The organism is Bordetella petrii (assembly GCF_020991325.1).
Classification (GTDB): domain Bacteria; phylum Pseudomonadota; class Gammaproteobacteria; order Burkholderiales; family Burkholderiaceae_B; genus Bordetella_A; species Bordetella_A petrii_E.
Genome location: NZ_JAJMLX010000002.1, coordinates 1 through 21514, shown reverse-complemented (window position 1 = coordinate 21514; position 21514 = coordinate 1). Strand labels below are relative to the sequence as shown.

The following is a 21514-nucleotide window of genomic DNA, read 5'->3' as shown; positions in this document are numbered from 1 at the left end:
GGACTCATGAACTTCTGTACTTCCCGGCATCACGGCGCAATGCGGACCCTGCTGGCCGCCGGCCTGATCGGCCTGTCGGCGCTGTCGGCCGCGGCAACGGCCGCCGCGCCGGCCAAGGGCGGCACCGCAGTGGTGGCCACGATAGGCGAACCGCCCACGCTGGACCCCATGGCCAGCACGGCCGACCTGGTGGGCATTCTGACGCAGCACATCTTCGAAACGCTATACACCTTCGACGCCAAGTGGAACACCACGCCGCTACTGGCCGAGAAACTGCCGGACATCAGCGGCGACGGGCTCACTTACACCATCGCCCTGCGCCAGGGCATTACCTTCCATGATGGGTCGGCCATGGATTCCGCCGACGTGGTGGCATCCCTGAAGCGCTGGACCGAGACCGCCTCGCGCGGCAAGCAGGCCGCCAAGCTGATTGCCGGCATCGAGGCCCCCGACGCGCACACGGTACGCATCGTGCTGAAGCAGCCCTACGCGCCGCTGACCGCGCTGCTGGCCATGAACAACAGCGCCGCCGTGGTCATGCCGCAGGAAAAACTGGCCGTGCCGCTGAAGGAATTCGTGGGTACCGGCCCGTATCAACTGAAAGCGCGCGTGCCCGACCAATATATCCAGCTGGTGCGCTTCGATGGCTACCAGCCGCGCGCCGGCGAACCCGATGGCTATGGCGGCGCGCGCAAGCAGTACCTGGACGAGATCCGCTTCGCCCCGGTCAGCAACGCCAATACCCGCGTGGAAAGCGCGGCGGCGGGCCAGTACGATTATGTGGATGCGCTGCCGGTGGAATCCATCGACAAGCTGAAGAATGGCCGCTCGGATCCAATGCTGCTCAAGCCCTTCGGCTGGCCCCGCCTGGTGCTGAACACCCGCCAGGGCATCATGTCCAGCCTGCCCGCCCGCCAGGCGGTGCAGCGCGCGCTGAACGAAGAAGACATGTTGTATGCCGCCTTCGGCAACAAAGACTTCTACGCCCTGAACGCCGACCTGTACCCCAAGGGCTTCCCGTGGGCCACTGAACTGGGCGGCAAGGTCTATAACCAGGGCGACGTGGAAGGTGCCAAGAAACTGCTGGACGAGGCCGGAATACAGGACCGCACCCTGCGCATCCTGACCAGCCAGCAATACGAGTTCCACTACAAGATGGCGCTGGTAGCGGCCGAATACCTGAAGGCAGCCGGCTTCAAGGTGGACATGCAGGTAGTGGACTGGGCCACGCTGACGCAGCGCCGCCAGGACCCGGCCCTGTGGGACATCTTCATTACGCACAGCCCATTCCTGCCCGAGCCCGCGCTGATCGACTTCCCCTCGAAGGACGCGCCCGGCTGGTGGGACACGCCGCGCCGCAACCAGGTGCTGGACGCTTTCAACCAGGCGCGCACACCTGAAGAGCGCACCAAGCGCTGGGCCGACGTGCAGCAGGCGGTGTTCGACGAAGTGCCCTTCATCAAGGTGGGCGACTTCAACTCGCTGGCAGCCAAATCCCCGGCCCTGCAGGGCGTGCAGCCCGCGCCCTGGCCTTACTTCTGGAATGCCTGGAAAACCGCCAAGTAGCGCTTGCGCGCCCAGTTGAAAGGATGCGACCGTGCTGCGCTATTTGTTGAATCGCCTGGTGGGCCTGGTGGCGGTGATGTTCATCGTGGCCACCATCGTGTTCGTGATCCTGCGCCTGACGCCGGGCGACCCGGCGGCGGTCATGCTGGGCCCGCAGGCCAGCCAGCAGGATATCGAGGGTCTGCGCGCGCAACTGGGGCTGGACCAGCCCCTGCTGGTGCAGTACGCGTCCTGGCTGGGACAACTGGCGCGCGGCGACCTGGGCCAGTCCATTTTCCTGGACAAGCCCGTCACCGCCGCCCTGGCCGACCGCGCCGAACCCACATTCTGGCTGACGCTGATGTCGCTGGCCATCGCCAGCGCCATTGCGCTGCCCGTCGGCATTCTGTCGGCCGTGCGGCGCGGCACGGCGCTGGACCAGTCGGTGGTGACCTTCTCGATGTTCACGTCCAGCGTGCCCAGTTTCTGGCTGGGCCTGCTGCTGATGCAGATCTTCTCGGTGAAACTGGGCTGGCTGCCCGTGGCCGGCTACGGCGGTCCGGACGCCAGCATCGCCACGCGCCTGTCGCACCTGATATTGCCCGCCGTGGTGCTGGGCCTGGTGAACTCGGCGCTGATCACGCGCTTCATCCGCGCCAGCATGCTGGACGTACTACGCGACGATTACGTGCGCACGGCGCGCGCCAAGGGCCTGCCGGAACGCAAGGTCATCCTGAAGCACGCGGCCCGCAATGCGCTGATTCCCATCCTGACGGTGCTGGGGCTGACCACCGCCCTGCTGGTCAGCGGCGCGGTGGTCACCGAAACCGTGTTCGGGCTGCCCGGCGTGGGCAGCCTGGTGGTATCGGCCGTGCTGCGGCGGGATTACCCCGTCATCCAGGGCGCGCTGCTGGTCATTGCGGCGATCTACGTACTGATCAATCTTTTCATCGACCTGTTGTACCTGCTGGTCGATCCACGGGTGCGCTACTGATATGGCCATTGCAATAACTTCCACCGCGGGCGCCGAGCGCTGGCAGGTGCTGCGCCTGCTGGTGGCGCGCAAGACGGTACTGATCAGCCTGGTGGTGCTGGGCGTGCTGGTGGCCGCCGCCGCGCTGGCGCCCTGGATCAGCCCGTTCGACCCCTACAAGCTGTCCATCATGAACCGCCTGCAGGCGCCCGGCGCCGCTCACTGGTTCGGCACCGACGACTTCGGCCGCGATGTCTTCAGCCGCGTCATCCACGGCGGCCGCCTGTCGCTGGCCGTGGGCTTCCTGGTGGTGGTGCTGTCGGGCGTGCTGGGCATTGCGCTGGGCCTGATCGCGGGCTTCTTCCGCGGCGCCGACAAGGTAGTGTCGCGCGTGATCGACGCCATGATGGCTTTTCCCGACATCCTGCTGGCGATCGCGCTGGTGGCGGCGCTGGGGCCATCGCTGATGAATGTGGTGATTGCGCTGGGCATTGTGTACGCGCCGCGCCTGGCGCGCATCGTGCGCGCGTCCACGCTGGTGATCCGCGAGCTGCCATTCGTGGAGGCCGCCCGCGCGCTGGGCGTGCCTACCCGCCGCATCGTCACCGTGCATGTGCTGCGCAACCTGGTGTCGCCTATCTTGGTGCAGGGCACGTTCATCTTCGCCTACGCCATCCTGGCCGAGGCCGGGCTGTCGTTCCTGGGGGTGGGCGTATCGCCCGACATTCCCACCTGGGGCACCATGATCAACGCCGGCCAGCAGTACATGGGCAAGGCCGACTGGATCATGGTGTTCCCCGGCGTTGCCATCGTGCTGTCGGTGCTATCGCTGCAGCTGGTGGGCGACGGGCTGCGCGACGTACTGGACCCGCGCCTGCGCAAGGAACTGTAGACATGCCCGCAAGCCAACGCGACATCATCCTGGCCGTGGACGGCCTGCAAACCTGGTTTCACAGCCGCGACGGCGTGGCCAAGTCCGTGGACGGCGTCACCTTCGAACTGGCGCGCGGCGAAACGCTGGCCATCGTGGGGGAATCGGGTTCGGGCAAATCGGTAACCAGCCTGTCCATCATGGGCTTGCTGCCCAAGCCCGCCGGGCGTATCGAGGCGGGCAGCATCCGCTTCCGCGACCGCGCGGGCATCGAACATGACTTGGCGCGCGCGCCGGCGGCCACGCTGCGCCGCATCCGCGGCGCCGAGATCGCCATGATCTTCCAGGAACCCATGACCAGCCTGAACCCGCTGTACACCGTGGGCGACCAGATCGCCGAGGCGGTGCTGCAGCACGAAGGCGGCTCGCGCGCGGCCGCCCTGCAGCGCGCGCGCCACATGCTGGAGCGGGTCGAGATCCCGGCGGCCGACCGCCGCCTGCACGAATACCCCCACCAGATGTCGGGCGGCATGCGCCAGCGCGTCATGATCGCCCTGGCGCTGGCCTGCAACCCCTCGGTGTTGATCGCCGACGAACCCACCACCGCGCTGGACGTGACGGTGCAGGCGCAGATACTGGACCTGCTGCGCCGGCTGCAGGCCGAATCGGGCATGAGCATCCTGTTCGTCACGCACAACCTGGGCGTGGTGGCGGAAATCGCCCACCGCGTGGCCGTGATGTACGCCGGCCGCGTGGTGGAAGACGCCGGCGTACACGAACTCTTCGACCGCCCCACCCACCCCTACACGCGCGGCCTGCTGTCGTGCATTCCCACCGCCGCCCTGCTGGCATCGCGCCAGCGGCTGCAGCCCATTCCCGGCAACGTGCCCAGCGTGCTGGCCTTGCCGCCCGGCTGTACCTTCGCGCCGCGCTGTCCGCTGGCCGAAGCCGCCTGCACGCACGCGGTTCCGGAACTGGCCGCGGTGCGCGACGCCCACCTGGCCCGCTGCATCAAGGTAACGCCCCAATGACCCACGCCGTTTCCGCAGAACCCCTGGTGCGCGTGCAGGGCCTGACCGTGCACTTCCCTACCGGCGCCGCACGGCGCGGGCAAGTCGTGCGCGCGGTCGAGGACGTCAGCTTCGACGTGCCGCGCCGCACCATCGTGGGGCTGGTGGGCGAATCCGGATCAGGCAAGACCACCACCGGCCGCGCCTTGCTGCGCCTGTTCTCTCCCACCGCGGGACGCATCGTGTTCGATGGCACCGACATCACCGATCTGAACGAAGCGCGCATGCTGCCCTGGCGCCGGCGCATGCAGATCGTGTTCCAGGACCCGTACGCCAGCCTGAACCCGCGCATGACGGTGGCCGAGATCCTGGGCGAAGCCCTGGACACGCATGGCCTGGCGCGGCAGCGGCGCGAGGCCCGCATCGCCGAACTGCTGGAACGCGTGGGCTTGGACGCCGACCACCGGCGCCGCTATCCGCATGAGTTCTCGGGCGGCCAGCGCCAGCGCATCGGCATTGCCCGGGCGCTGGCCGTGGAGCCCGATTTCATCGTGGCCGACGAGCCCGTGTCCGCGCTGGACGTCTCGGTGCAGGCCCAGGTGCTGAACCTGCTGCAGGACCTGCAGCGCGACCTGGGCCTGGCCATGCTGTTCGTGGCGCACGACCTGGCCGTGGTCGACTACCTGTGCGACGAAGTGGTGGTGATGTATCTGGGCCGCGTCATGGAACGCGGGCCCACGCGGCGCGTCTACGATGCGCCGCGCCACCCCTACACCCAGGCCCTGCTGTCGGCCGCGCCGGTGCCCGATCCGCGCGCGCCGCGTTCGCGTATTCTGCTCAAGGGCGAGATTCCCAGCCCCGTGAATCCGCCATCCGGCTGCGTGTTCCGCACGCGCTGCCCCCATGCCGCTGAAATCTGCGCCGGCGCCGTGCCCGGCCCGCGCGACCTGGGCGGCGGGCATCACGCGGCCTGTGTGCGTTTGGACGAGATCACCCCATGACCATTTCCCGCAATCCGCACGACGCCGCCGACGGCATGTTCACGCCGCGCGACATCGTGTACCAGATCCGCAGCCGCCGCGATGCGCTGAGCGCCACCGAACGCAAGGTGGCCGATGCCATCCTGGACGACATCGCGGCCGCCGCCGGCGCCACGGTGGACCTGTTGGCACAGAAGGCCGGCGTCAGCATCGCCACGATTTCGCGCTTCGCGCGCTCGGTGGGCTGCGACGACACGCGCGACCTGAAACTGAAACTGGCGCAGGCCAGCGCCGTGGGCGAACGGTTCCTGGACCCTTCCACTCCGGAAGAAAGCACCTTCTACGCCCGCCTGTACGCCGACATCGAAGCCACGCTGCGCGAGCACCTGCCGCTGTTTTCCGAAACGCTGTTCGAGCGCGCCGCGGGGATCGTGCGCGATGCCCGCATGACCTATGTATTCGGCATGGGCGGCGCGTCGGCCGTGCTCTCGCAGGAACTGCAGTCGCGCCTGGTGCGGCTGGGCTACGCCGTGGCCGCCTACAGCGATGCGGTGCTGCTGCGCATGGTGGCCGCCACGCTCGACGAACGCGACGTGGTGGTGGTGCTGTCCACATCCGGCCTTACACCCGAGATCCTGGCGGGCGCGCGCATCGTCAAGCAGTACGGCGCGCGCATGGTCACGCTGACCGACCCGGCATCGCCCCTGGCCGAACTGGCCGACGTAGTGCTGCCCATTCGCACGGCCGAGACCGACTTCATCTACAAGCCTTCGTCGTCGCGCTATGCCATGCTGCTGGCCATCGACATCCTGGCCACCGAACTGGCGCTGGCCCGCCAGGAAGACACGCAGGAACGGCTGCGCCGCATCAAGCTCGCCCTGGACGAATACCGCGGCGGCCCCAACCGCCTGCCGCTGGGAGACTGAGCCGATGTACGACACCCTGATCGGCGGCGCACGGGTCATGGACGGCAGCGGCGCGGCCGGTTTCCAGGCGGACGTGGCGTTGGCCGACGGCCGCATCGCCGCCATCGGCCCGTTGCGCGGCGCCCCGGCGCGCCAGCACATCGACGCCAAGGGGCTGGTGCTGGCGCCCGGCTTCATCGACGTGCACACGCATGACGACACCAATGTCATCCGCACCCCCGGCATGCTGCCCAAGCTGTCGCAGGGCGTCACCACCGTGGTGGTGGGCAACTGCGGCATCAGCGCATCGCCCGTCAGCTTGCGCGGCGACCCGCCCGACCCCATGAACCTGCTGGGCGGCCGCGACGATTTCAGCTACCCCACGTTCGCCGACTACACGCGGGCCGTGGACGCCGCGCGGCCCACCGTCAACGTGGCCGCGTTGGTGGGCCACACGGCCTTGCGCAATAACCACATGGATCGCCTGGACCGGCGGGCCACCGGCGCCGAGATCGCCGCCATGCGCGCCCAGCTGCGCGATGCGCTGCGCCACGGCGCCATCGGGCTGAGCACCGGGCTGGCCTATGCCTCGGCCTACCAGGCCGACACCGCTGAAGTGCAGGCCCTGGCCGAAGAACTTGATGCCTGGGGCGCGCTGTACACCACCCACCTGCGTACGGAGTTCGCCGAGATCCTGCAGGCCATGCAGGAAGCCTACGACATTGCCGCGCACGCCAAGGTGCCCGTGGTGGTATCGCACTTGAAGTGCGCCGGTGCCGGCAACTGGGGGCGCAGCGGCGAAGTACTGGCCAGCCTGGACACGGCCGGCCGCTATCTGCCGGTGGGCTGCGACTGCTATCCCTATTCCGCCAGTTCGTCCACGCTGGACCTGAAACAGGTTACCGACGAATTCGACATTGACATCACCTGGTCGCACCCCCACCCTGACATGGCCGGCCGCACACTGGCCGACATTGCCGCGCAGTGGCAATTGCCGCTACTGGAAACCGCAAAGCGCCTGCAGCCGGCCGGCGCGGTGTACCACGGCATGCATGAAGACGACGTGCGCCGCATCCTGGCGCACCGCCTGACCATGGTGGGCTCGGACGGCCTGCCCAACGATCCGCTCCCGCATCCTCGGCTGTGGGGCGCGTTTCCGCGCGTGCTGGGCCATTACAGCCGCGAACTGGGCCTGTTCCCGCTGGAACAGGCCGTGCACAAAATGACGGGCCTGTCCGCGGCGCGCTTCGGCCTGCGCGAACGCGGCCTGGTGCGCGCCGGGCATTACGCCGACCTGGTACTGTTCGACCCGGCCAATGTGGCCGATCGCGCCAGTTATGCCCAGCCCGAGCAGCCCGCCGCCGGCATTGCCGCGGTGTGGGTGAACGGCACGCTTTCCTATCGGGCCGGCAGCCCCACCGGAGCACGGGCCGGCCGCTGGCTGCCGCGCGGCGGCGACCTGCGCGCCAGCTTCAACGCATTTTCTTCTTCCGCCCCCCAGGAGCAAGCATGAACACACCCCCTACCGCCGACGCCAACGGCATCATCCGCTACGGCGTGGCCGGCGGCACCGGCCAAGGCGGCCAGCACATGCCGTTCGCGCGGGCCGTGCAGGCCGACGGCTGGCTGTATGTATCGGGCCAGGTTCCCATGCGCGATGGCGAAGTCGTGGAAGGCGGCATCGTGGCCCAGTCGCATGCCGCCATCGGCCAGGTGCTGGCCATTCTGCAGGAAGCCGGCTATGGCCCGGAACATGTGGTGCGCTGCGGAGTCTGGCTGGACGACCCGCGCGATTTCGCGGCCTTCAATAAAGTGTTCAAGGAACACTTTGGCGCGCACCCGCCGGCGCGCGCCTGCGTGGAATCGCGCCTGGTGATCGACGCGAAAGTCGAAGTGGATTGCGTGGCCTACAAGAGACCCTAGCCCGGCGCGGCTACGGCAGTGCCTGCCCGCCGAACCAGCGCGCCAGCAGGTCGTTGACCACGGCTGCGCCTTCGTACTGCACCCAATGGCCGGCCTGGGGCACCACGCGCCATTCGCGCCCCGGGCCTTCGGCCGCGATGGCGGGCGCCACTTGCCGCGCTGCGGCGGTGACGTCATGTTCGCCCCAGATCAGCAGCGCCGGCCCGCCATACTGGCGCAGGGCCTGCACCATGCCGTTGCCTTGCGACGCGGTGCGGCTGCGAAAGCGCGTCGCCACGCAACTGATCTCGTGCACATCCAGCGCCAGTTCGTCGGGGGCGTGGTGGTACAGCATCAGTTCATTCAGGTTGTGGCGCAGGGTGGCACGGCGCTGCTCTGCCGATTCGGCCTGGCGCCACTGCCGCAGGTTCAAGGGCCTGGGACGCGGCGTGCCATGGCCGCCCGACCCCAACAAGGCCAGCCGATGCACGCGCGCGCGCCTGGCGGCCAGCCGCGATGCCACCAGGCCGCCAAAAGAAAAACCCGCCAGCCCAATATACGTGTCGCGCCCTACGGCCTGGTCCAGCGTGGCATGCAGGGCCTCGAGCAAGGGCACGAGATCGTCCGGCCCTGCGGGCGGCGGCACATCGGCCGAACCCAAATAGCCGGGCATGTCCGGCACCCATACGGTATGGCTGGCCGCCAGGGCCTCGATATTGCGCAGCCAGTGCAGCCAGCTGCCGTGGCCGCCGTGCAGCAGCACCAGCGGCTCGCCGCGCCCGAGACGATGCCAGCGCACCGCGCCGGCCGGGCCGGGGATATCAACGACGTCGACTAGGCCGGACAGCCGGGCGATTTCGGGGTGCGCGGTGTGAAGGTCTGGCGTTGCGGCCATTATGCGGCCTTGGGCGGGCGCTGCGAAAAACTGCGCTCGAACACGCCTTCGGCAATTCGGTTTTTCAGCATTTCGATGGAGCCCCCAGCAATCATCCAGCCGCGGGTGCGGCGCACGCAGTACTCTACCAGGGATTCCTGGCTGAACCCCATGCCGCCCATGACCTGCATGGCCTCGTTCGAGGCAAACCAGCCAGCTTCGTTGCAGGCCAGCTTGGCCATGGCCGTGCTCTGCGCCGAAGGCAGGCCGTGTTCGCCCTCCAGCGCGGCCTTGTACAGCAGCAGCTGGGCCTGCTCCAGCTTCATCCACATGTCGGCGAACTTCCACTGCAGGCCCTGGAATTCGCACAGCTCGCGGCCGAACTGCTTGCGTATCAAGGCGTGCTCGCGCGCCAGGTTGAAGGCGTGGCGGCCCAGCGCCAGCGAACGCGAGGCATTGCCCAGGCGCTCGACGTTGAAGCCGGAGATCTGTTTCTTGAAGCCGCCCGGTCCCAGCAGCACTTGCGATGCCGGAATGCGCGCGCCATCGAAATACAGCTGCGCCCAATGCTCGCCATTCATGAAGCGCGACGGCTGGCCCACGGTAAAGCCCTGGGTGTCGCGTTCGATCAGCACCGAGCCTATGCCGCCCGTGCCCGGCCCGAATCGCACATAGACCAGGAACAACCCGGCCTCGGGACTATGGGTGGAGAAGATCTTGCTGCCATGGATGACGACCTCGTCGCCCTCCACTGTGGCGGTGGTGGACAGCTCGGTGACGGCGGATCCGGCCTGCGGCTCAGTCATGCCCAGCGAGATCAGCTTGCGCCCTCCAAGCAGGTCGGGCAGGAAGCGCGCTTTCTGTTCATCCGAAGCGTACTCCACAAAAGTGCGTATGGGTCCGAAGTTGCCGGCCTGGACGATGTCGGCGCTGCGAGGGCACACCAGCGCGATTTCCTGGATGGCCAGCACCGCATGCATCAGTGTGCCGCCCTGGCCTCCGTCCGCTTCGGGAAAAGCGATACCCAGGAAACCGTTATCGGCCAGCAGCCGCGCCGTTTCCCAGGGATAGGTGTCGGCATGCGCGCGCGCCAGCGCGCCGTCGGCCAGCCGTTCGCGCGCAAAGCGGCGCACCGAGTCGGCGTAGGCCTGGTATTCCGGGTTCAAGCTGAAATCCATGGTGTCGTCCCTGAATCAAAAAGTGGGTGGCTGGCATGCGCTTTCCAAGCGCTGGCCGGCCGTGATAAAAGCGGTGGAGTCCCAGCCCGCGGCGCAAGCCGCCTTCGCAGCATCGAGCCCCCCAATGAAAGGCATGGATATCCCCGCCCTCGAGGCGTTTGTGGCCGCGGTAGAAGAAAAAAGCCTGTCCAAGGCGGCCGAACGGGCCAACCTGGTCACCTCGGCCGCCAGCAAGCGCGTGGCCGAACTGGAACGCCACCTGCAGCGCACACTGTTGCAGCGTCACGGACGCGGCGTGGAGCCCACCCCGGCCGGCACGCTGCTGTACCAGCGCGCCAAGGCCATCCTGCGCGCGGTGCAGTTGGCCGAATCGGCGGTGAAGGTGTATTCGACCGATGGGCAGGCCAAGATACGGCTGGCCGCCAATCCGTCCACCATCCTGCAGTTCCTGCCCGACCGCATGGGGCGCTACCTGTCGCAGCGCGACCATGTCAGCATAGACTTGCTGGAGGCGCACAGTTACGACATTCCGCGCCTGCTGATCGACGGTTCGGTGGATATCGGCATTTACCATGCCGACCATCCGGCCCCGGGTGTCGTTTCGTTTCCGTTCGCCAGCGACCGCGTGGGCCTGGTAGTGCCCGTGGGCCACCCCCTGGCCGCGCGCGCCGAGCTGTTCCTGGAAGAAGCCCTGGACTACGATCTGCTGGGCTACTTCCCGCGCCATTCGCTGGACCAGTTCCTGGCGTATATCGGCCAGACCGTCACTCGGCCGCCCACCGTCAAGCTGCAGGTGTCGAACTTCGAGACGCGCTGCCGCATGATCCGCGAAGGGCTGGGCATAGGCATCGTGCCTGAACGCATCGCGGCCAATTACCTGGGCAGCATGGGCCTGGTGCTGCTGCGCCTGCAGGACGAATGGGCCTCGCGGCGCTTCCACCTGGCCGTGCGCGACCTGGACAGCCTGAGCCCGGTCGTGTCCGACCTGATGCAGTTCCTGGCCCAGCCCGCGTAACCTCATTGGCTCTTCCTGAATCGACGGAAAGCGCAATGGCACGGAGACCGGGTGCCGCTTCCCTGGAGAAGCATCTTAGAAACCCGGGCACCATCGCGGTGCGAAAAATCGGCATAGCAGGCTACGCGGATTTTGAACCCCGGCGATGGACAGGCATCGGGCCCCGCCGCAGCCCTCGGCCTTCCCCTACAACGCCGCGGCCGTCCCCAACAACACCGTGCTTTGCGATGACAGCACGCCGCCATTGCCATGCGCCAATGCGACCTGGGCATCCGCCACCTGGCGCGGTCCGCACTCCCGGCGCAGCTGCCGCACGGCCTCGATCAGCAGGAACAATCCGTACATGCCCGGGTGGCAGTACGACAGCCCGCCTCCGTTGGTATTGACCGCCAGTTCCCCGCCGGGGGCGATGCGCCCGTCCGACACGAACGCCCCGCCCTCGCCCTTGCCGCAGAAACCCAGGTCTTCCAGGAACAGGATGGTATTGATGGTAAAGGCGTCGTACAGCTCGACCACATCCACGTCGTCGATGCCGATACCCGCCATGGCGAATGCCTGCCTGCCGGACTGGGCGGCGCCGGTTCTCACCAAATCCGGCATGTTCGAAATCGATGCATGTGTCGTGTGATGGCCGCCACCCAGCACGAATACCGGCGGCTTGCGCAGGTCGGCCGCACGCTGCGAGGTGGTCATCACGATGGCGCCGCCGCCGTCGGTGACCAGGCAGCAATCGCGCACCGTCAACGGATAGCTGACCATGCGCGAGGCCAGCACGTCCTCGATCGACAAGGGCGTCTTTTCCCAGGCAACCGGGTTCAGCAGCGCCCACTGCCGCGCCGCCACCGCCACCTGGGCCAACTGTTCGCGCGTGGTGCCGAATTCATGCATGTGGCGCGCGGCGGCCAGCGCATAGGCGCTGGGCGGCAGAAAAGGCTTGTAGGGCGATTCGTAGGGGTTGGGCTCGGGCACGCTGGTGTTCTTGCGGCCCAGCGAACGCTGCGTGCTGCCGTAGGCAATGACCGCAACCTCGCACACCCCGGTGGCGATGGCATGATGCGCCTTGGCCATGTGCAGCATGAACGAGGACCCTCCCACGATGGTGGAATCCAGATAGGCGTCGGGCAGCCGCAGGTATTCCGCCAGCGCCAGGGCCGACAGGCGCGACTGCGAGGTCGCGCAGAATATCCCGTCTACGTCGGACAGGTTCAAGCCGCAATCGGCCAGTGCGCGCTGCACGCCCTGGGCCATCAGGTCCAGCGGCGTGAAACCGGGGCCGACTTCGCCCAGGTCCGATTCGGCCACGCCCACGATGGCGGCCTGGCCTCGATGTAAAGGCAGCATCATGATTGTTCCAGCGGAAAGAATACGGGGTAGGGATCGGCGTCGCCAGCCGGCTCGTGCACCGCGAAGCGCACGCGCATGCCAATGGCGACCTGGCCGGCGGGCAGCCCTTCCACGCGGCTCATCAGGCGGAACCCCTCATCGCAGTCGATCAGCGCCACGTTGTACGGTTCTCCCTGGCGAGGCTGCACCGCCGTCGTGCTGTACACCGTGCCCGCGCCCTGGCTGATTCGCCATTGCAGCGGCCCGCCGGTATCGGGGCACAGCAGCCGTGGGTAGAACACGGCTTTGCCAGACGCCTCACTGAACTGATAGGCCAACTGCCCGCGCCGCAGATAGTCCAGGTACACGGCATACGGAGCCATGCCGGCCTCTGCCTGAGTACTCATGACGGTTCCCTGGGGGCGTAAATCATGGACACGGTCTCGGCCACCAGGGCGGGTTTGCTTTCACCCTCGATTTCCATGGTGTTGCCGAAAGTCAGGCGTGCGCCCCCCGCCACAGGGTCGAAGCTCTGCAGCGTGCGATGCAGGCGGATGCGCGAGCCCACCGTGACAGGCGCCGTGAACCGTACCTTGTTGGACCCGTAGTTGATGCCTTTGTCGCGCTGCCGAACACGGCAAATCTGGCCGCCCAGATGGGTGACCAGCGACAGCGTCAGCATGCCATGCGCGATGGTCTTCCCCCCCGGTAGCTCGCGCGCGGCGCGCGCCACGTCCACGTGTATCCAGTTATCGTCGCCGGTGATCCTGGCGAATGCATCGATGCGCGCCTGGTCGATGGCTACCCATTCGCTCGTGCCCAGTTCGCGGCCCACGTGAGCGCGCAACTCATCCAGCGTCTCCACTTCCAGCATAGTCGTCTCCTTTTGCAAACAGAATGGCTGCCGGCGCTCAGGCTACCGGCTGGCAGGCCCCGGCCAGCCGCGCCAGCCGCCCCGCGATCAGTTGCTCGGCGCCGGCCACGATCCGGCCTACCAGCTCGGCGCAGGTGGGAATGTCGTGGATCAGTGCCTGCACCAGCCCCACCGTCCAGATGCCGCTGTCCACATCTCCCTCTTCATAGACGCGCCGCCCCTTGGCGCCCGCCACCTTGGGCCCCAGTTCCTCGATCGTGGCGCCGGCACGCTCCATGGCCGCCACACTCTCCGACAAGGGAGTGCGCGCCACGCGGCTGGTGTTGCGCAGGCTGCGCAGGATCAGGCAGGTGTCGAATTCGGTATTGGCCACAATGGCCTGCTTCACGTTCATGTGCACCGGTGACTCCGCCGTGCACATGAAGCGCGTGCCCATGTTGATGCCTTCGGCCCCCAACGCCAGCGCCGCCACCAGACCGGCCGCGCTGCCGAAACCTCCCGATGCGATCACGGGAATGTCCAGTTGCGCCACGGTCGCGGGAATCAGGATCAGGCCGGGAATATCGTCTTCACCCACGTGGCCGGCGCATTCGAAACCATCGATGCTGACCACGTCCACGCCAATCGCCTGGGCCTTCAGGGCATGGCGCGCCGTGGTGCATTTGTGGATGATCTTGATGCCGGCCGCCTTGAATGCCGGCATGTGCAGGGCCGGATTGTTGCCCGCCGTCTCGACGATTTTCACGCCGGAGGCAATGATGGCGTCACGATAGGCGTCGTAGGGCACGGGCTTGAGCGTGGGCAGGAACGTAAGATTCACGCCGAAGGGCTGGTCCGTCAGTTCGCGGGTGCGTTCGATCTCGCGCAGCAGCGCCTCGGGCGTGGGCTGGGTCAGCGCGGTCAGGATGCCCAGGCCGCCGGCATTCGACACAGCGGCGGTCAGTTCGCCGCGCCCCACCCATTGCATGCCCCCCTGCACGATGGGATGACGTATCCCCAGCAAGCGCGTAATAGCAGTATCCACAGTGTTCGGTCCTTTCAGCGGGCATCGGGCGCGGCCACGGCAATCGACGTGTCCACGCAATAGGGTTTGCAGTCGGGGCTGAGACGCAGCCGGGCGCCGCTGGCGCGCTGCAGCGCGGGCAGGCCCAGGCCCGGCACCATGCGCTCCACCACGAAACCTTCGGAAGTCACGGCCAGCACGGCCAGATTGGTATAGACACGATTCACGCAGGCCGGCGCTGTCAGCGGATAGGTGCAGCGTTCCAGCACTCGCGGCGAGCCGTCTTTCTGGCAATGTTCCATCAGCACCCAGACACTGCGCGCGCCCGCGGCCAGGTCCATGGCGCCCCCCACCCCCGGCGCGTATTCCGAGCCGCCGGTGGACCAGTTCGCCATGTCTCCATTGGCCGCCACCTGGAAAGCACCCAGGCAGGCCACGTCGATATGGCCGCCTCGGATCATCAGGAATGAATCGCTGTGACTGAATATCGATGCTCCCGGCAGCAAGGTAACGAACTGCTTGCCGGCATTGAGCACGTCTTCATCCTCTTCGCCAGGGCGGGCCTTGGGCCCCAGCCCCAGCAGCCCTTGCTCGCTCTGGAAAACGAGTTCGCGGCCGGCGGGCACGTAGTCGGCCATCAGGGTAGGCAGCCCGATTCCCAGGTTCACGTAGCTGCCCTCGGCGATGTCCTGCGCGGCGATGCGCGCCATGTCTTCCCGGCTGAGGCCTTTCATGCCGCCACCTCCACGAGTCTGTCGATGAAAATCCCGGGTGTCACGATGCATTCGGGGTCGAGCGCGCCCAGTTCCACCACTTCGCTGACCTGGGCTACGGTGAGCCTGGCCGCCCCTGCCATGACAGGGTTGTTGATGCGCGCGCCGCGGTGGTAGACCAGGTTGCCCCAACGATCGCCGCGCAGGCCCTTGATCAGGGCCACATCGCCGTGCAAAGGCTGTTCCAGCACATACAGTTGCCCGCCTATCAGGCGGGTTTCCTTGCCCTTGGCCAGCTCGGTGCCGGCGGCGGTGCGCGTGAAGAACCCGCCGATTCCGGCCGCGGCGGCACGCAAGCGCTCCGCCAGGGTGCCCTGCGGCACCAGTTCCAGCTCGATCTTTCCAGCGCGGTACAGATCATCGAAAATGGTGTGGCCCTGCAGGCCGCGGGGAAACGAGCACACCACTTTGCGAATACGGTTTTCCCGCATCAGCTCGGCGATCACATCCTGTCCGGTGGTGGCGTTATTGGCAACGATGGTCAGGTCCCGAACCCCCAGTTCCAGGATGGCTTCCATCAGGCGGGCTGGCCGGCCCGATGAACCGAACCCACCTACCAGCAGTACTGCTCCATCCTGGATGCCCTGGACTGCGGCGACCAGATCGGCGACACGTTTATCAATCATGGCATCAGTCCAGGTCCTGGCCTTTCATGTCGGCGTTGCGGCGCGCCCGGCGAGCCAGGTCCTCCAGTACAGGGCCGATGCGATGGACATCATCCATGGGCTGCGCTTCGGGACCACGGTGCCAGCCTTCCAGGGCCGCCAGGAAACCGCCCCCCGCCTCGAACACGCGGCCCGTCACATTGCTGCTGTGCGCGCTGGCCAGCCAGACCACCACCGGGGCAATCCAGCGCGGATGGCGGGCTTCGATTTCGGCCTCGGTACGCTCGCGCAGGCCTTCTGTCATGCGGGTCTGGGCATGCGGACTGATGGCGTTGACGGTAATACCATGGCGGGATAGTTCCCGCGCGGCGATGATGGTCAGCGCCGCGATACCGGCCTTGGCTGCCCCGTAATTGGTCTGCCCGATGTTGCCGAACAGGCCAGACGACGAGGACGTGTTGACGATGCGCGCCCCGACCGGACGGCCGTCCTGCTTGTGCAGGCGCTTCCAGTGCGCGGCCGCGTGATGCATGGGGGCGAAGGTACCTTTCAGGTGGACGCGCACCACCTCGTCCCACTCGCGTTCCTCCATGTTCACCAGCATCCGGTCGCGCAGGATGCCGGCGTTGTTGACCAAGGCATCCAGGCGGCCAAAGCGCGACAGCGCACCTTCTATCATGCCGCCGGCCTGCTCCCAGTCGCCCACGTCGCTGGCATCGGCAGCGGCCTGCCCCCCTGCCGCGCGGATTTCTTCCACCACCGCCTCGGCGGCCGAATGGTCACGGCCCTGTCCGTCACGCGAGGTGCCCACGTCGTTGATCACCACTTTCGCGCCCTGCGCGGCCAACTGCAGGGCGTATTCGCGGCCAATGCCGCGCGCCGCGCCGGTCACGATAACCACTCTGTCCTGGCACAGTTTTTCCATGTCATCCTTCCGTTGTCTGGATATGCCGCCCGAACCGGGGCGTGCGTTTCTCGGTAAAGGCCCGCGCGGCCTCTTTGTGGTCTTCGGTTTCAGTGCAGCGCACGTGGCGCCACGCCTCGCCGTCCAGGACGCCGCCCAGTGTGTCCTGAAGGCCCTGGTTCAGGTTCTGCTTCAGATAGGCCAGGGCCGTGCGCGGCCCGCGCGCCCACCCCGCCGCCAGCTCCATGGCCGCCGGCTCCAGCCGTTCGGAAGCATGAACCTGGTTCAACAACCCCAGCCTCTGGGCCGAGTCCGCGTCCAGCATGGGCGAAGTCAGGTACAGTTCGCGCGCCTTGGCCATGCCCACCAGCCGGGGCAGGAAATAATGGCCGCCATAATCGCCCGGCAGGCCAACCTGCAAAAAGCCGGTGCGCATGCGCACGCTGGCGTCGCCCAGGCGCATGTCGCATGCCAGCGCCAGCGACAGGCCGGCTCCCACCGCCGGCCCGCGCATCATCGCCAGCGTGGGCTTGGGCATGGTATGCAACAGCTCGCAGATTCGCGCGCGCCGGCGCAGGCGGGCCACCCTGTACTCGAAGTCCAGGGGCTCGGCCCGGCTCGCCATGCGGGTCACGTCGCCACCGGCGCAGAACGCCTGGCCAGCGCCGGTAAGCACCACCGCGCCGACTTCCGCGGCGACGGCAGCGTCCTGCAGCGCTTCGAGCAGTTGTTCGTAGAGTTCCGGCGTCAAGGCATTGCGGCGCTCCGGCCGGTTCAGCGTCAGCACCAGCACGCCGTCGTCCAGGCGGCTCAGCAAGGGGATATGTGGCATGTCTCGTGGCATTTGTCTTTTTTTCATACTATGCCAAGCTCCCGCGCCGTCACAGGCCGGACGTCCACATAAGAGTCCACATAGCGAGATAGACACCGCGCACCGCCAGAATTTTCCTATGATCGGCACAATCGGCGCGTGCACCCGCGCCGGCCCACCCCACTTTCCACCCGCAGGGTTCGATCATGAGCTACGCTTCGCCATCCGGCCGTGTTGCGCCATCGGCCGGCACCCAGACGCTGCAACGCGCGGCATCGCTGCTGCGGCTGATCACATCCCACAATCGGCAAGGCATGCGGCTGGTCGACCTGTATCGGCGCACCGGCATGGAACGGCCAACGGCTCACCGCATCCTGCAGGGCCTGATCGCAGAGAAATTCATACGCCAGGATGAACGCAGCAAGCGCTATTACCTGGGTTCGCTGATCTACGAGATGGGGCTGGCCGCCACCCCCAAGATAGCCTTGCGCGATATCTGCAAACCGCACCTGCAAACGCTGGCCGACAAAACTGGCGACACCGTATTCATGACGGTGCGCTCCGGCTTCGACGCGGTATGCGTGGCCCGGGCCGAAGGCGCATTTCCCATCAAGGCGCTGGTGCTCAACGTGGGCACCCACCGGCCGCTGAATGTCGGCGCGGGCGGCCTGGCGCTGCTGGCCGAGCTTCCCGACGACGAGGTGCAGCGTATCTGCCGCGCCAACGCCGAGCGCACGCTGCGCAAGAATCCGCGCTACTGTGAACACGCCCTGCACCACGCCATTGCCAGCGCCCGGCGCCGCGGCCATTCCGTCAACAAGGTCATGGATACGCCGGCCGTACTTTCGGTTGGCAAGGTGATCCGCTATCCCGACCAGCGGCCGGCTGCCGCCATCTGCATCTGCACCCTGGCGTCGCGTCTGGCCGGGGAACGCATGGGCGAAGCCATCCAGTACCTGGACGAGGCGGTCGCGGCCGCGCAGGCCGAACTGCATGCCTGCCTGCACGAGCATCCCGATTCCGTCGAGGCCCTGAATCTGTAGCACCGGCCGGCGCACATCTGGCAAGTCCAATATACGGACTTGAATTTGCACCCGCCCTGCGCCCAGCGCGATGAGAAGTCCGTAGACTTTTCAGGGGGCCCGATGGGCGCCGCCGCGCATCAACACAGGCGCGGCATTTCCAACAAGAACCGCCATCCATGGCGACCGGAGACAACCATGTATCGATACTACCGATGCGGCATGCGCCTGCTCGGCGCGAGCCTGCTGGCCTGCCTTTGCCTGGCGGCGCGCGCCGCCGACTTTCCCAGCCAGCCTATCCAATTCGTGTCGCCCTATTCCGCCGGCGGCACCAATGACTTCCTGACGCGCCTGATGGCGCGCCATATGGGCGATGCGCTGCCGGGCACTATCGTGGTCGAGAACCGCGCGGGCGCCAACGGCATCGTGGGCGCCAGCTACGTGGCCAAAGCGGCGCCGGACGGCTATACCGTGCTCATGGGGAACAGCGCCACGCATGGCACCAATCCCACCCTGTACCCCGACGCGCCGTACGACCCTGTCAAGGACTTCGCGCCCATCAGCATGGTGGGTTCAGTGCCCATCGTGCTGGCCATCAATGCCGGACTGGGCGTGAATAATGTGGCAGAGCTGATTTCGTACGCGCGGAAGCACCCCGGCAAGCTCAGCTTCGGCAGCAGCGGCGTGGGCGGCACCGGCCATCTGGCGGGCGAAAGTTTCAATGCGGCGGCCAAGCTGGATATGACGCACGTGCCCTACAAAGGCGATGCCCCGGCGGTGACGGATGCCATGGGCGGCCAGGTGTCGATGGCCTTTGTGGGCGTGGCGTCGGCGGCGCCACATGTGGCGTCGGGGAAGCTGAAGATCATCGCGGTGGCGAACCCCAGGCGGGTAGGCTCGCTGCCGGACGTCCCCACGTTTGCCGAAGCCGGTTTCAAGGATCTGGTATTCGCGCAATGGTATGCCTTGTTCGCGCGGGCGGGAACGCCCGACGCCACGATACAGAAACTCAATCAGGCCGCGCGCCAGGTTATCGAACGGAAGGACGTGCGCGAGAGCATGGCATCGCAAGGCGCCGAACCCACCTACACCACTCCGGAAGAACTGGCCGCCTTTTCGCGCTCGGAAGTCGAACGTTTCGGCCGGATCATCAAAGACCTGCACATCGCCGTCAAATAACCCGAGGAGACACTCATGCCGCAGCCCGACCTGATATCAAGCCCGCGCCGGGCCGTTGCCGCCCTGGTATTCGCGGCCCTGTGCGCCGCCGGCATGGCCGGCACGCAAGCCCGCGCCGATACCTATCCCAGCCGCCCCATACGCGTCATCGTTCCTTATGCGCCTGGCGGCCCCTCGGACCTGATCGTGCGTACCGCCGGGAAACTCATGGAGAAGGAACTGGGCCAGCCCGTTGTGGTGGAAAACAGGCCAGGTGCGAACGGCACCCTGGGCGCCGTGGAAATGAAGAATGCGAAGCCCGACGGCTATCACCTCGCCATCGTGCCGGTAGGAATATTCCGCCAGCCCTTTATCCAGCGCACCGCTTTTGATCCGCTGCGCGACCTGACCTACATCAGCGCGTTGGTCGACTACAGCTACATGATCGCAGTGCGGGCCGACGCCAAATGGCAAACCATCAACGAGTTCGTGAATGACGCCAAGTCGCATCCGGGCCAGTACAGCTATGGCACACCCGGGGCATTCAGCACGCCCCACCTGTCGATGGACAAGCTGGGCAGCCTGGCCGGCATCGAATGGACACACGTTCCCTACAAGAGCGCGTCCGAGATCGTATCGGCGTTGCTGGGCAAGCAGGTGGACATCGTGGCCGGAACCGGGTCTTCCACGCTGGACCAGTACCTGAAAACGGGCCAGTTGCGCGTGCTGGCGGCCATTGCCGACGAGCGCAGCGCCTCGCACCCCGATTGGCCCACTCTGAAAGAGCAAGGCTACGCCGTCGTGGCCAAGGCGCCCTTCGGGCTGGTGGGTCCGGCCTCGATGCCGGCCGACCGGGTACGCAAGATCGCCGCGCTGTTCGAGCAGATCATGGGCGACCCGGCGTTCCGGGAGGTTGCGGCGCAGAATGCCATCGAACTCAATTACCTGGGTCCCGCGGATTACACCGAGTACGCGCGGCGCACCTATGCCGAAGAGGCGGAACGCATGCCCCGCCTGCTGCAGGCCATGCAGCACTGACTCGCATGGCGCTACCTGAGCCGCCGCGGCGAGTTTGCGCCGGCACTGCCAGGTGTCCGGCACCCTGACGGGAGCCAGACACCCCGCGGCGGGCGCCCGGCCAAACGGTGAAAGCTGGTTTTCTTTTTTTTCAAGCCACGCGGCAGGCGCGGGCGCTAGAGTAAGCAACATTCATTCGCCTGCGCGCGATACGCGATGCGGCCATGCCCCGGAGACACTGCATGCTATTAGAACAACTGGCCGACTACGGCGCCCGCGACAGCGTGCGCGACTTGCCCGCCGATGTCGTCCACTACGCCAAGCGCGCCTTGGTGGATTGGTTCTCCGCCTTGTATCCGGGTACCCGCGTGGCGCCCAGCCCGCAGTTGCTGGCGGCGCATCGGCCCGAGCTGGGATCGGGCCGGTCCAGCCTGCCGGGCAACGGCACCACGGCATACAGCGCCACGGCGGCCTGGATCAACGGCAGCGTGTCGCATGCCGTGGAATTCGACGACATTTTCCGCGACGCCGTCTACCATCCCGGTTGCCCGGTCATCGCCGCCGCCCTGGCGGTGGCCGAAGAACAGGACGCCAGCGGCGCGGCGCTGCTCAACGCCATCGTGGTGGGCTATGAGATATCCACCCGGATCGGCGCCGCCGTGCAACCCGCCCACTACAAGTACTTCCACACGACCGGCACGGTGGCGGTAGAGCGCGGGGATGACTGAAGGTGGCCAGAAAAAACACATGATAAATAACTGCCGAAATAAA

The 21514-nt window shown here is 66.9% G+C and carries 23 protein-coding genes; 13 read left to right on the top strand and 10 right to left on the bottom strand.

Features of this window, described 5'->3' with window-relative positions; all coding sequences use genetic code 11:
- The first annotated feature begins 6 nt into the window (after positions 1–6).
- Genes LPZ50_RS00445 through LPZ50_RS00410 form a run of 8 tightly spaced genes read left to right on the top strand, consistent with a single transcriptional unit; the run spans position 7 to position 8207 of the window.
- Complete coding sequence (locus tag LPZ50_RS00445) at positions 7–1566, top strand: ABC transporter substrate-binding protein (RefSeq protein WP_230656337.1); 1560 nt, start codon at positions 7–9, stop codon at positions 1564–1566.
- A gap of 31 nt (positions 1567–1597) precedes the next feature.
- Positions 1598–2539: an ABC transporter permease gene (locus LPZ50_RS00440; protein ID WP_230656334.1), complete on the top strand. Its 942-nt coding sequence runs from the start codon at positions 1598–1600 to the stop codon at positions 2537–2539.
- Position 2540: 1 nt separating this feature from the next.
- A complete protein-coding gene (locus LPZ50_RS00435) occupies positions 2541–3410 on the top strand; it encodes an ABC transporter permease (protein WP_230656331.1) in 870 nt (289 codons plus the stop codon).
- Positions 3411–3412: 2 nt separating this feature from the next.
- Positions 3413–4420, top strand: a complete 1008-nt coding sequence (locus LPZ50_RS00430; RefSeq protein WP_230656328.1) for an ABC transporter ATP-binding protein — start codon at positions 3413–3415, stop codon at positions 4418–4420.
- Positions 4417–5400 carry an ABC transporter ATP-binding protein gene (locus tag LPZ50_RS00425; protein ID WP_230656325.1) on the top strand — a complete coding sequence of 328 codons (984 nt, stop codon included), beginning with the start codon at positions 4417–4419 and terminating at the stop codon, positions 5398–5400. The genes LPZ50_RS00430 and LPZ50_RS00425 overlap by 4 nt, the downstream gene beginning before the upstream one ends.
- A complete protein-coding gene (locus LPZ50_RS00420) occupies positions 5397–6305 on the top strand; it encodes a MurR/RpiR family transcriptional regulator (RefSeq protein WP_230656322.1) in 909 nt (302 codons plus the stop codon). Before LPZ50_RS00425 ends, LPZ50_RS00420 begins: the two co-directional genes overlap by 4 nt.
- Positions 6306–6309: 4 nt before the next feature.
- Positions 6310–7797: an N-acyl-D-amino-acid deacylase family protein gene (locus LPZ50_RS00415; RefSeq protein WP_230656319.1), complete on the top strand. Its 1488-nt coding sequence runs from the start codon at positions 6310–6312 to the stop codon at positions 7795–7797.
- Positions 7794–8207: a RidA family protein gene (locus LPZ50_RS00410; RefSeq protein WP_230656316.1), complete on the top strand. Its 414-nt coding sequence runs from the start codon at positions 7794–7796 to the stop codon at positions 8205–8207. Before LPZ50_RS00415 ends, LPZ50_RS00410 begins: the two co-directional genes overlap by 4 nt.
- A gap of 10 nt (positions 8208–8217) precedes the next feature.
- Here the strand turns inward: LPZ50_RS00410 and LPZ50_RS00405 are convergent, their stop codons facing one another.
- Positions 8218–9081, bottom strand: coding sequence for an alpha/beta fold hydrolase (locus tag LPZ50_RS00405; protein WP_230656313.1), 864 nt, complete (start codon positions 9079–9081; stop codon positions 8218–8220).
- Complete coding sequence (locus tag LPZ50_RS00400; protein WP_230656310.1) at positions 9081–10238, bottom strand: acyl-CoA dehydrogenase family protein; 1158 nt, start codon at positions 10236–10238, stop codon at positions 9081–9083. Before LPZ50_RS00400 ends, LPZ50_RS00405 begins: the two co-directional genes overlap by 1 nt.
- 124 nt (positions 10239–10362) lie before the next feature.
- On the opposite strand from LPZ50_RS00400, the gene LPZ50_RS00395 reads away from it, so the two are divergent.
- Positions 10363–11253, top strand: a complete 891-nt coding sequence (locus tag LPZ50_RS00395; RefSeq protein WP_230656307.1) for a LysR family transcriptional regulator — start codon at positions 10363–10365, stop codon at positions 11251–11253.
- 186 nt (positions 11254–11439) lie between these two features.
- On the opposite strand, the gene LPZ50_RS00390 is transcribed toward LPZ50_RS00395, so the two are convergent.
- From LPZ50_RS00390 to LPZ50_RS00355, 8 genes are read right to left on the bottom strand one after another with little or no spacing between them, the layout of a single operon-like run.
- Entirely contained in the window at positions 11440–12597 is a 1158-nt protein-coding gene (locus LPZ50_RS00390) for a thiolase (protein WP_230656304.1), read from the bottom strand.
- Positions 12594–12983 (bottom strand): Zn-ribbon domain-containing OB-fold protein, encoded by a 390-nt coding sequence (locus LPZ50_RS00385; RefSeq protein ID WP_230656301.1) that lies wholly within the window; start codon positions 12981–12983, stop codon positions 12594–12596. Before LPZ50_RS00385 ends, LPZ50_RS00390 begins: the two co-directional genes overlap by 4 nt.
- A complete protein-coding gene (locus tag LPZ50_RS00380; protein ID WP_230656298.1) occupies positions 12980–13450 on the bottom strand; it encodes a MaoC family dehydratase in 471 nt (156 codons plus the stop codon). The genes LPZ50_RS00385 and LPZ50_RS00380 overlap by 4 nt, the downstream gene beginning before the upstream one ends.
- 37 nt (positions 13451–13487) lie before the next feature.
- Entirely contained in the window at positions 13488–14474 is a 987-nt protein-coding gene (locus LPZ50_RS00375) for a nitronate monooxygenase family protein (RefSeq protein WP_329957624.1), read from the bottom strand.
- Positions 14475–14488: 14 nt separating this feature from the next.
- Entirely contained in the window at positions 14489–15187 is a 699-nt protein-coding gene (locus tag LPZ50_RS00370; protein ID WP_230656295.1) for a 3-oxoacid CoA-transferase subunit B, read from the bottom strand.
- Positions 15184–15852: a 3-oxoacid CoA-transferase subunit A gene (locus LPZ50_RS00365; RefSeq protein WP_230656293.1), complete on the bottom strand. Its 669-nt coding sequence runs from the start codon at positions 15850–15852 to the stop codon at positions 15184–15186. The genes LPZ50_RS00370 and LPZ50_RS00365 overlap by 4 nt, the downstream gene beginning before the upstream one ends.
- A 4-nt stretch (positions 15853–15856) precedes the next feature.
- Entirely contained in the window at positions 15857–16756 is a 900-nt protein-coding gene (locus LPZ50_RS00360; protein WP_230656290.1) for an SDR family oxidoreductase, read from the bottom strand.
- A 1-nt stretch (position 16757) separates the two neighbouring features.
- Positions 16758–17567, bottom strand: coding sequence for an enoyl-CoA hydratase (locus LPZ50_RS00355; protein WP_230656287.1), 810 nt, complete (start codon positions 17565–17567; stop codon positions 16758–16760).
- Positions 17568–17752: 185 nt separating this feature from the next.
- Between LPZ50_RS00355 and LPZ50_RS00350 the strand changes: the two genes are divergently transcribed.
- The 4 genes from LPZ50_RS00350 to LPZ50_RS00335 all read left to right on the top strand — a co-directional run bounded on the left by LPZ50_RS00350 (position 17753) and on the right by LPZ50_RS00335 (position 21471).
- Positions 17753–18589, top strand: a complete 837-nt coding sequence (locus LPZ50_RS00350) for an IclR family transcriptional regulator (RefSeq protein ID WP_230656284.1) — start codon at positions 17753–17755, stop codon at positions 18587–18589.
- A 177-nt stretch (positions 18590–18766) separates the two neighbouring features.
- Positions 18767–19747, top strand: a complete 981-nt coding sequence (locus LPZ50_RS00345) for a Bug family tripartite tricarboxylate transporter substrate binding protein (protein ID WP_230656281.1) — start codon at positions 18767–18769, stop codon at positions 19745–19747.
- 15 nt (positions 19748–19762) lie between these two features.
- Complete coding sequence (locus LPZ50_RS00340; RefSeq protein WP_230656278.1) at positions 19763–20764, top strand: tripartite tricarboxylate transporter substrate binding protein; 1002 nt, start codon at positions 19763–19765, stop codon at positions 20762–20764.
- A gap of 221 nt (positions 20765–20985) precedes the next feature.
- Positions 20986–21471, top strand: coding sequence for an MmgE/PrpD family protein (locus LPZ50_RS00335; RefSeq protein WP_329957623.1), 486 nt, complete (start codon positions 20986–20988; stop codon positions 21469–21471).
- Positions 21472–21514 lie beyond the last annotated feature (43 nt).

Bases quoted from the DNA above. Each gene is read 5' to 3' on its own strand.
- LPZ50_RS00445 (WP_230656337.1), top strand. From the start codon at position 7: ATGAACTTCTGTACTTCCCGGCATCACGGCGCAATGCGGACCCTGCTG.
- LPZ50_RS00435 (WP_230656331.1), top strand. From the start codon at position 2,541: ATGGCCATTGCAATAACTTCCACCGCGGGCGCCGAGCGCTGGCAGGTG.
- LPZ50_RS00430 (WP_230656328.1), top strand. From the start codon at position 3,413: ATGCCCGCAAGCCAACGCGACATCATCCTGGCCGTGGACGGCCTGCAA.
- LPZ50_RS00425 (WP_230656325.1), top strand. From the start codon at position 4,417: ATGACCCACGCCGTTTCCGCAGAACCCCTGGTGCGCGTGCAGGGCCTG.
- LPZ50_RS00420 (WP_230656322.1), top strand. From the start codon at position 5,397: ATGACCATTTCCCGCAATCCGCACGACGCCGCCGACGGCATGTTCACG.
- LPZ50_RS00415 (WP_230656319.1), top strand. From the start codon at position 6,310: ATGTACGACACCCTGATCGGCGGCGCACGGGTCATGGACGGCAGCGGC.
- LPZ50_RS00410 (WP_230656316.1), top strand. From the start codon at position 7,794: ATGAACACACCCCCTACCGCCGACGCCAACGGCATCATCCGCTACGGC.
- LPZ50_RS00405 (WP_230656313.1), bottom strand. From the start codon at position 9,081: ATGGCCGCAACGCCAGACCTTCACACCGCGCACCCCGAAATCGCCCGG.
- LPZ50_RS00400 (WP_230656310.1), bottom strand. From the start codon at position 10,238: ATGGATTTCAGCTTGAACCCGGAATACCAGGCCTACGCCGACTCGGTG.
- LPZ50_RS00395 (WP_230656307.1), top strand. From the start codon at position 10,363: ATGAAAGGCATGGATATCCCCGCCCTCGAGGCGTTTGTGGCCGCGGTA.
- LPZ50_RS00390 (WP_230656304.1), bottom strand. From the start codon at position 12,597: ATGATGCTGCCTTTACATCGAGGCCAGGCCGCCATCGTGGGCGTGGCC.
- LPZ50_RS00385 (WP_230656301.1), bottom strand. From the start codon at position 12,983: ATGAGTACTCAGGCAGAGGCCGGCATGGCTCCGTATGCCGTGTACCTG.
- LPZ50_RS00380 (WP_230656298.1), bottom strand. From the start codon at position 13,450: ATGCTGGAAGTGGAGACGCTGGATGAGTTGCGCGCTCACGTGGGCCGC.
- LPZ50_RS00370 (WP_230656295.1), bottom strand. From the start codon at position 15,187: ATGAAAGGCCTCAGCCGGGAAGACATGGCGCGCATCGCCGCGCAGGAC.
- LPZ50_RS00365 (WP_230656293.1), bottom strand. From the start codon at position 15,852: ATGATTGATAAACGTGTCGCCGATCTGGTCGCCGCAGTCCAGGGCATC.
- LPZ50_RS00360 (WP_230656290.1), bottom strand. From the start codon at position 16,756: ATGGAAAAACTGTGCCAGGACAGAGTGGTTATCGTGACCGGCGCGGCG.
- LPZ50_RS00355 (WP_230656287.1), bottom strand. From the start codon at position 17,567: ATGCCACATATCCCCTTGCTGAGCCGCCTGGACGACGGCGTGCTGGTG.
- LPZ50_RS00350 (WP_230656284.1), top strand. From the start codon at position 17,753: ATGAGCTACGCTTCGCCATCCGGCCGTGTTGCGCCATCGGCCGGCACC.
- LPZ50_RS00345 (WP_230656281.1), top strand. From the start codon at position 18,767: ATGTATCGATACTACCGATGCGGCATGCGCCTGCTCGGCGCGAGCCTG.
- LPZ50_RS00340 (WP_230656278.1), top strand. From the start codon at position 19,763: ATGCCGCAGCCCGACCTGATATCAAGCCCGCGCCGGGCCGTTGCCGCC.
- LPZ50_RS00335 (WP_329957623.1), top strand. From the start codon at position 20,986: ATGCTATTAGAACAACTGGCCGACTACGGCGCCCGCGACAGCGTGCGC.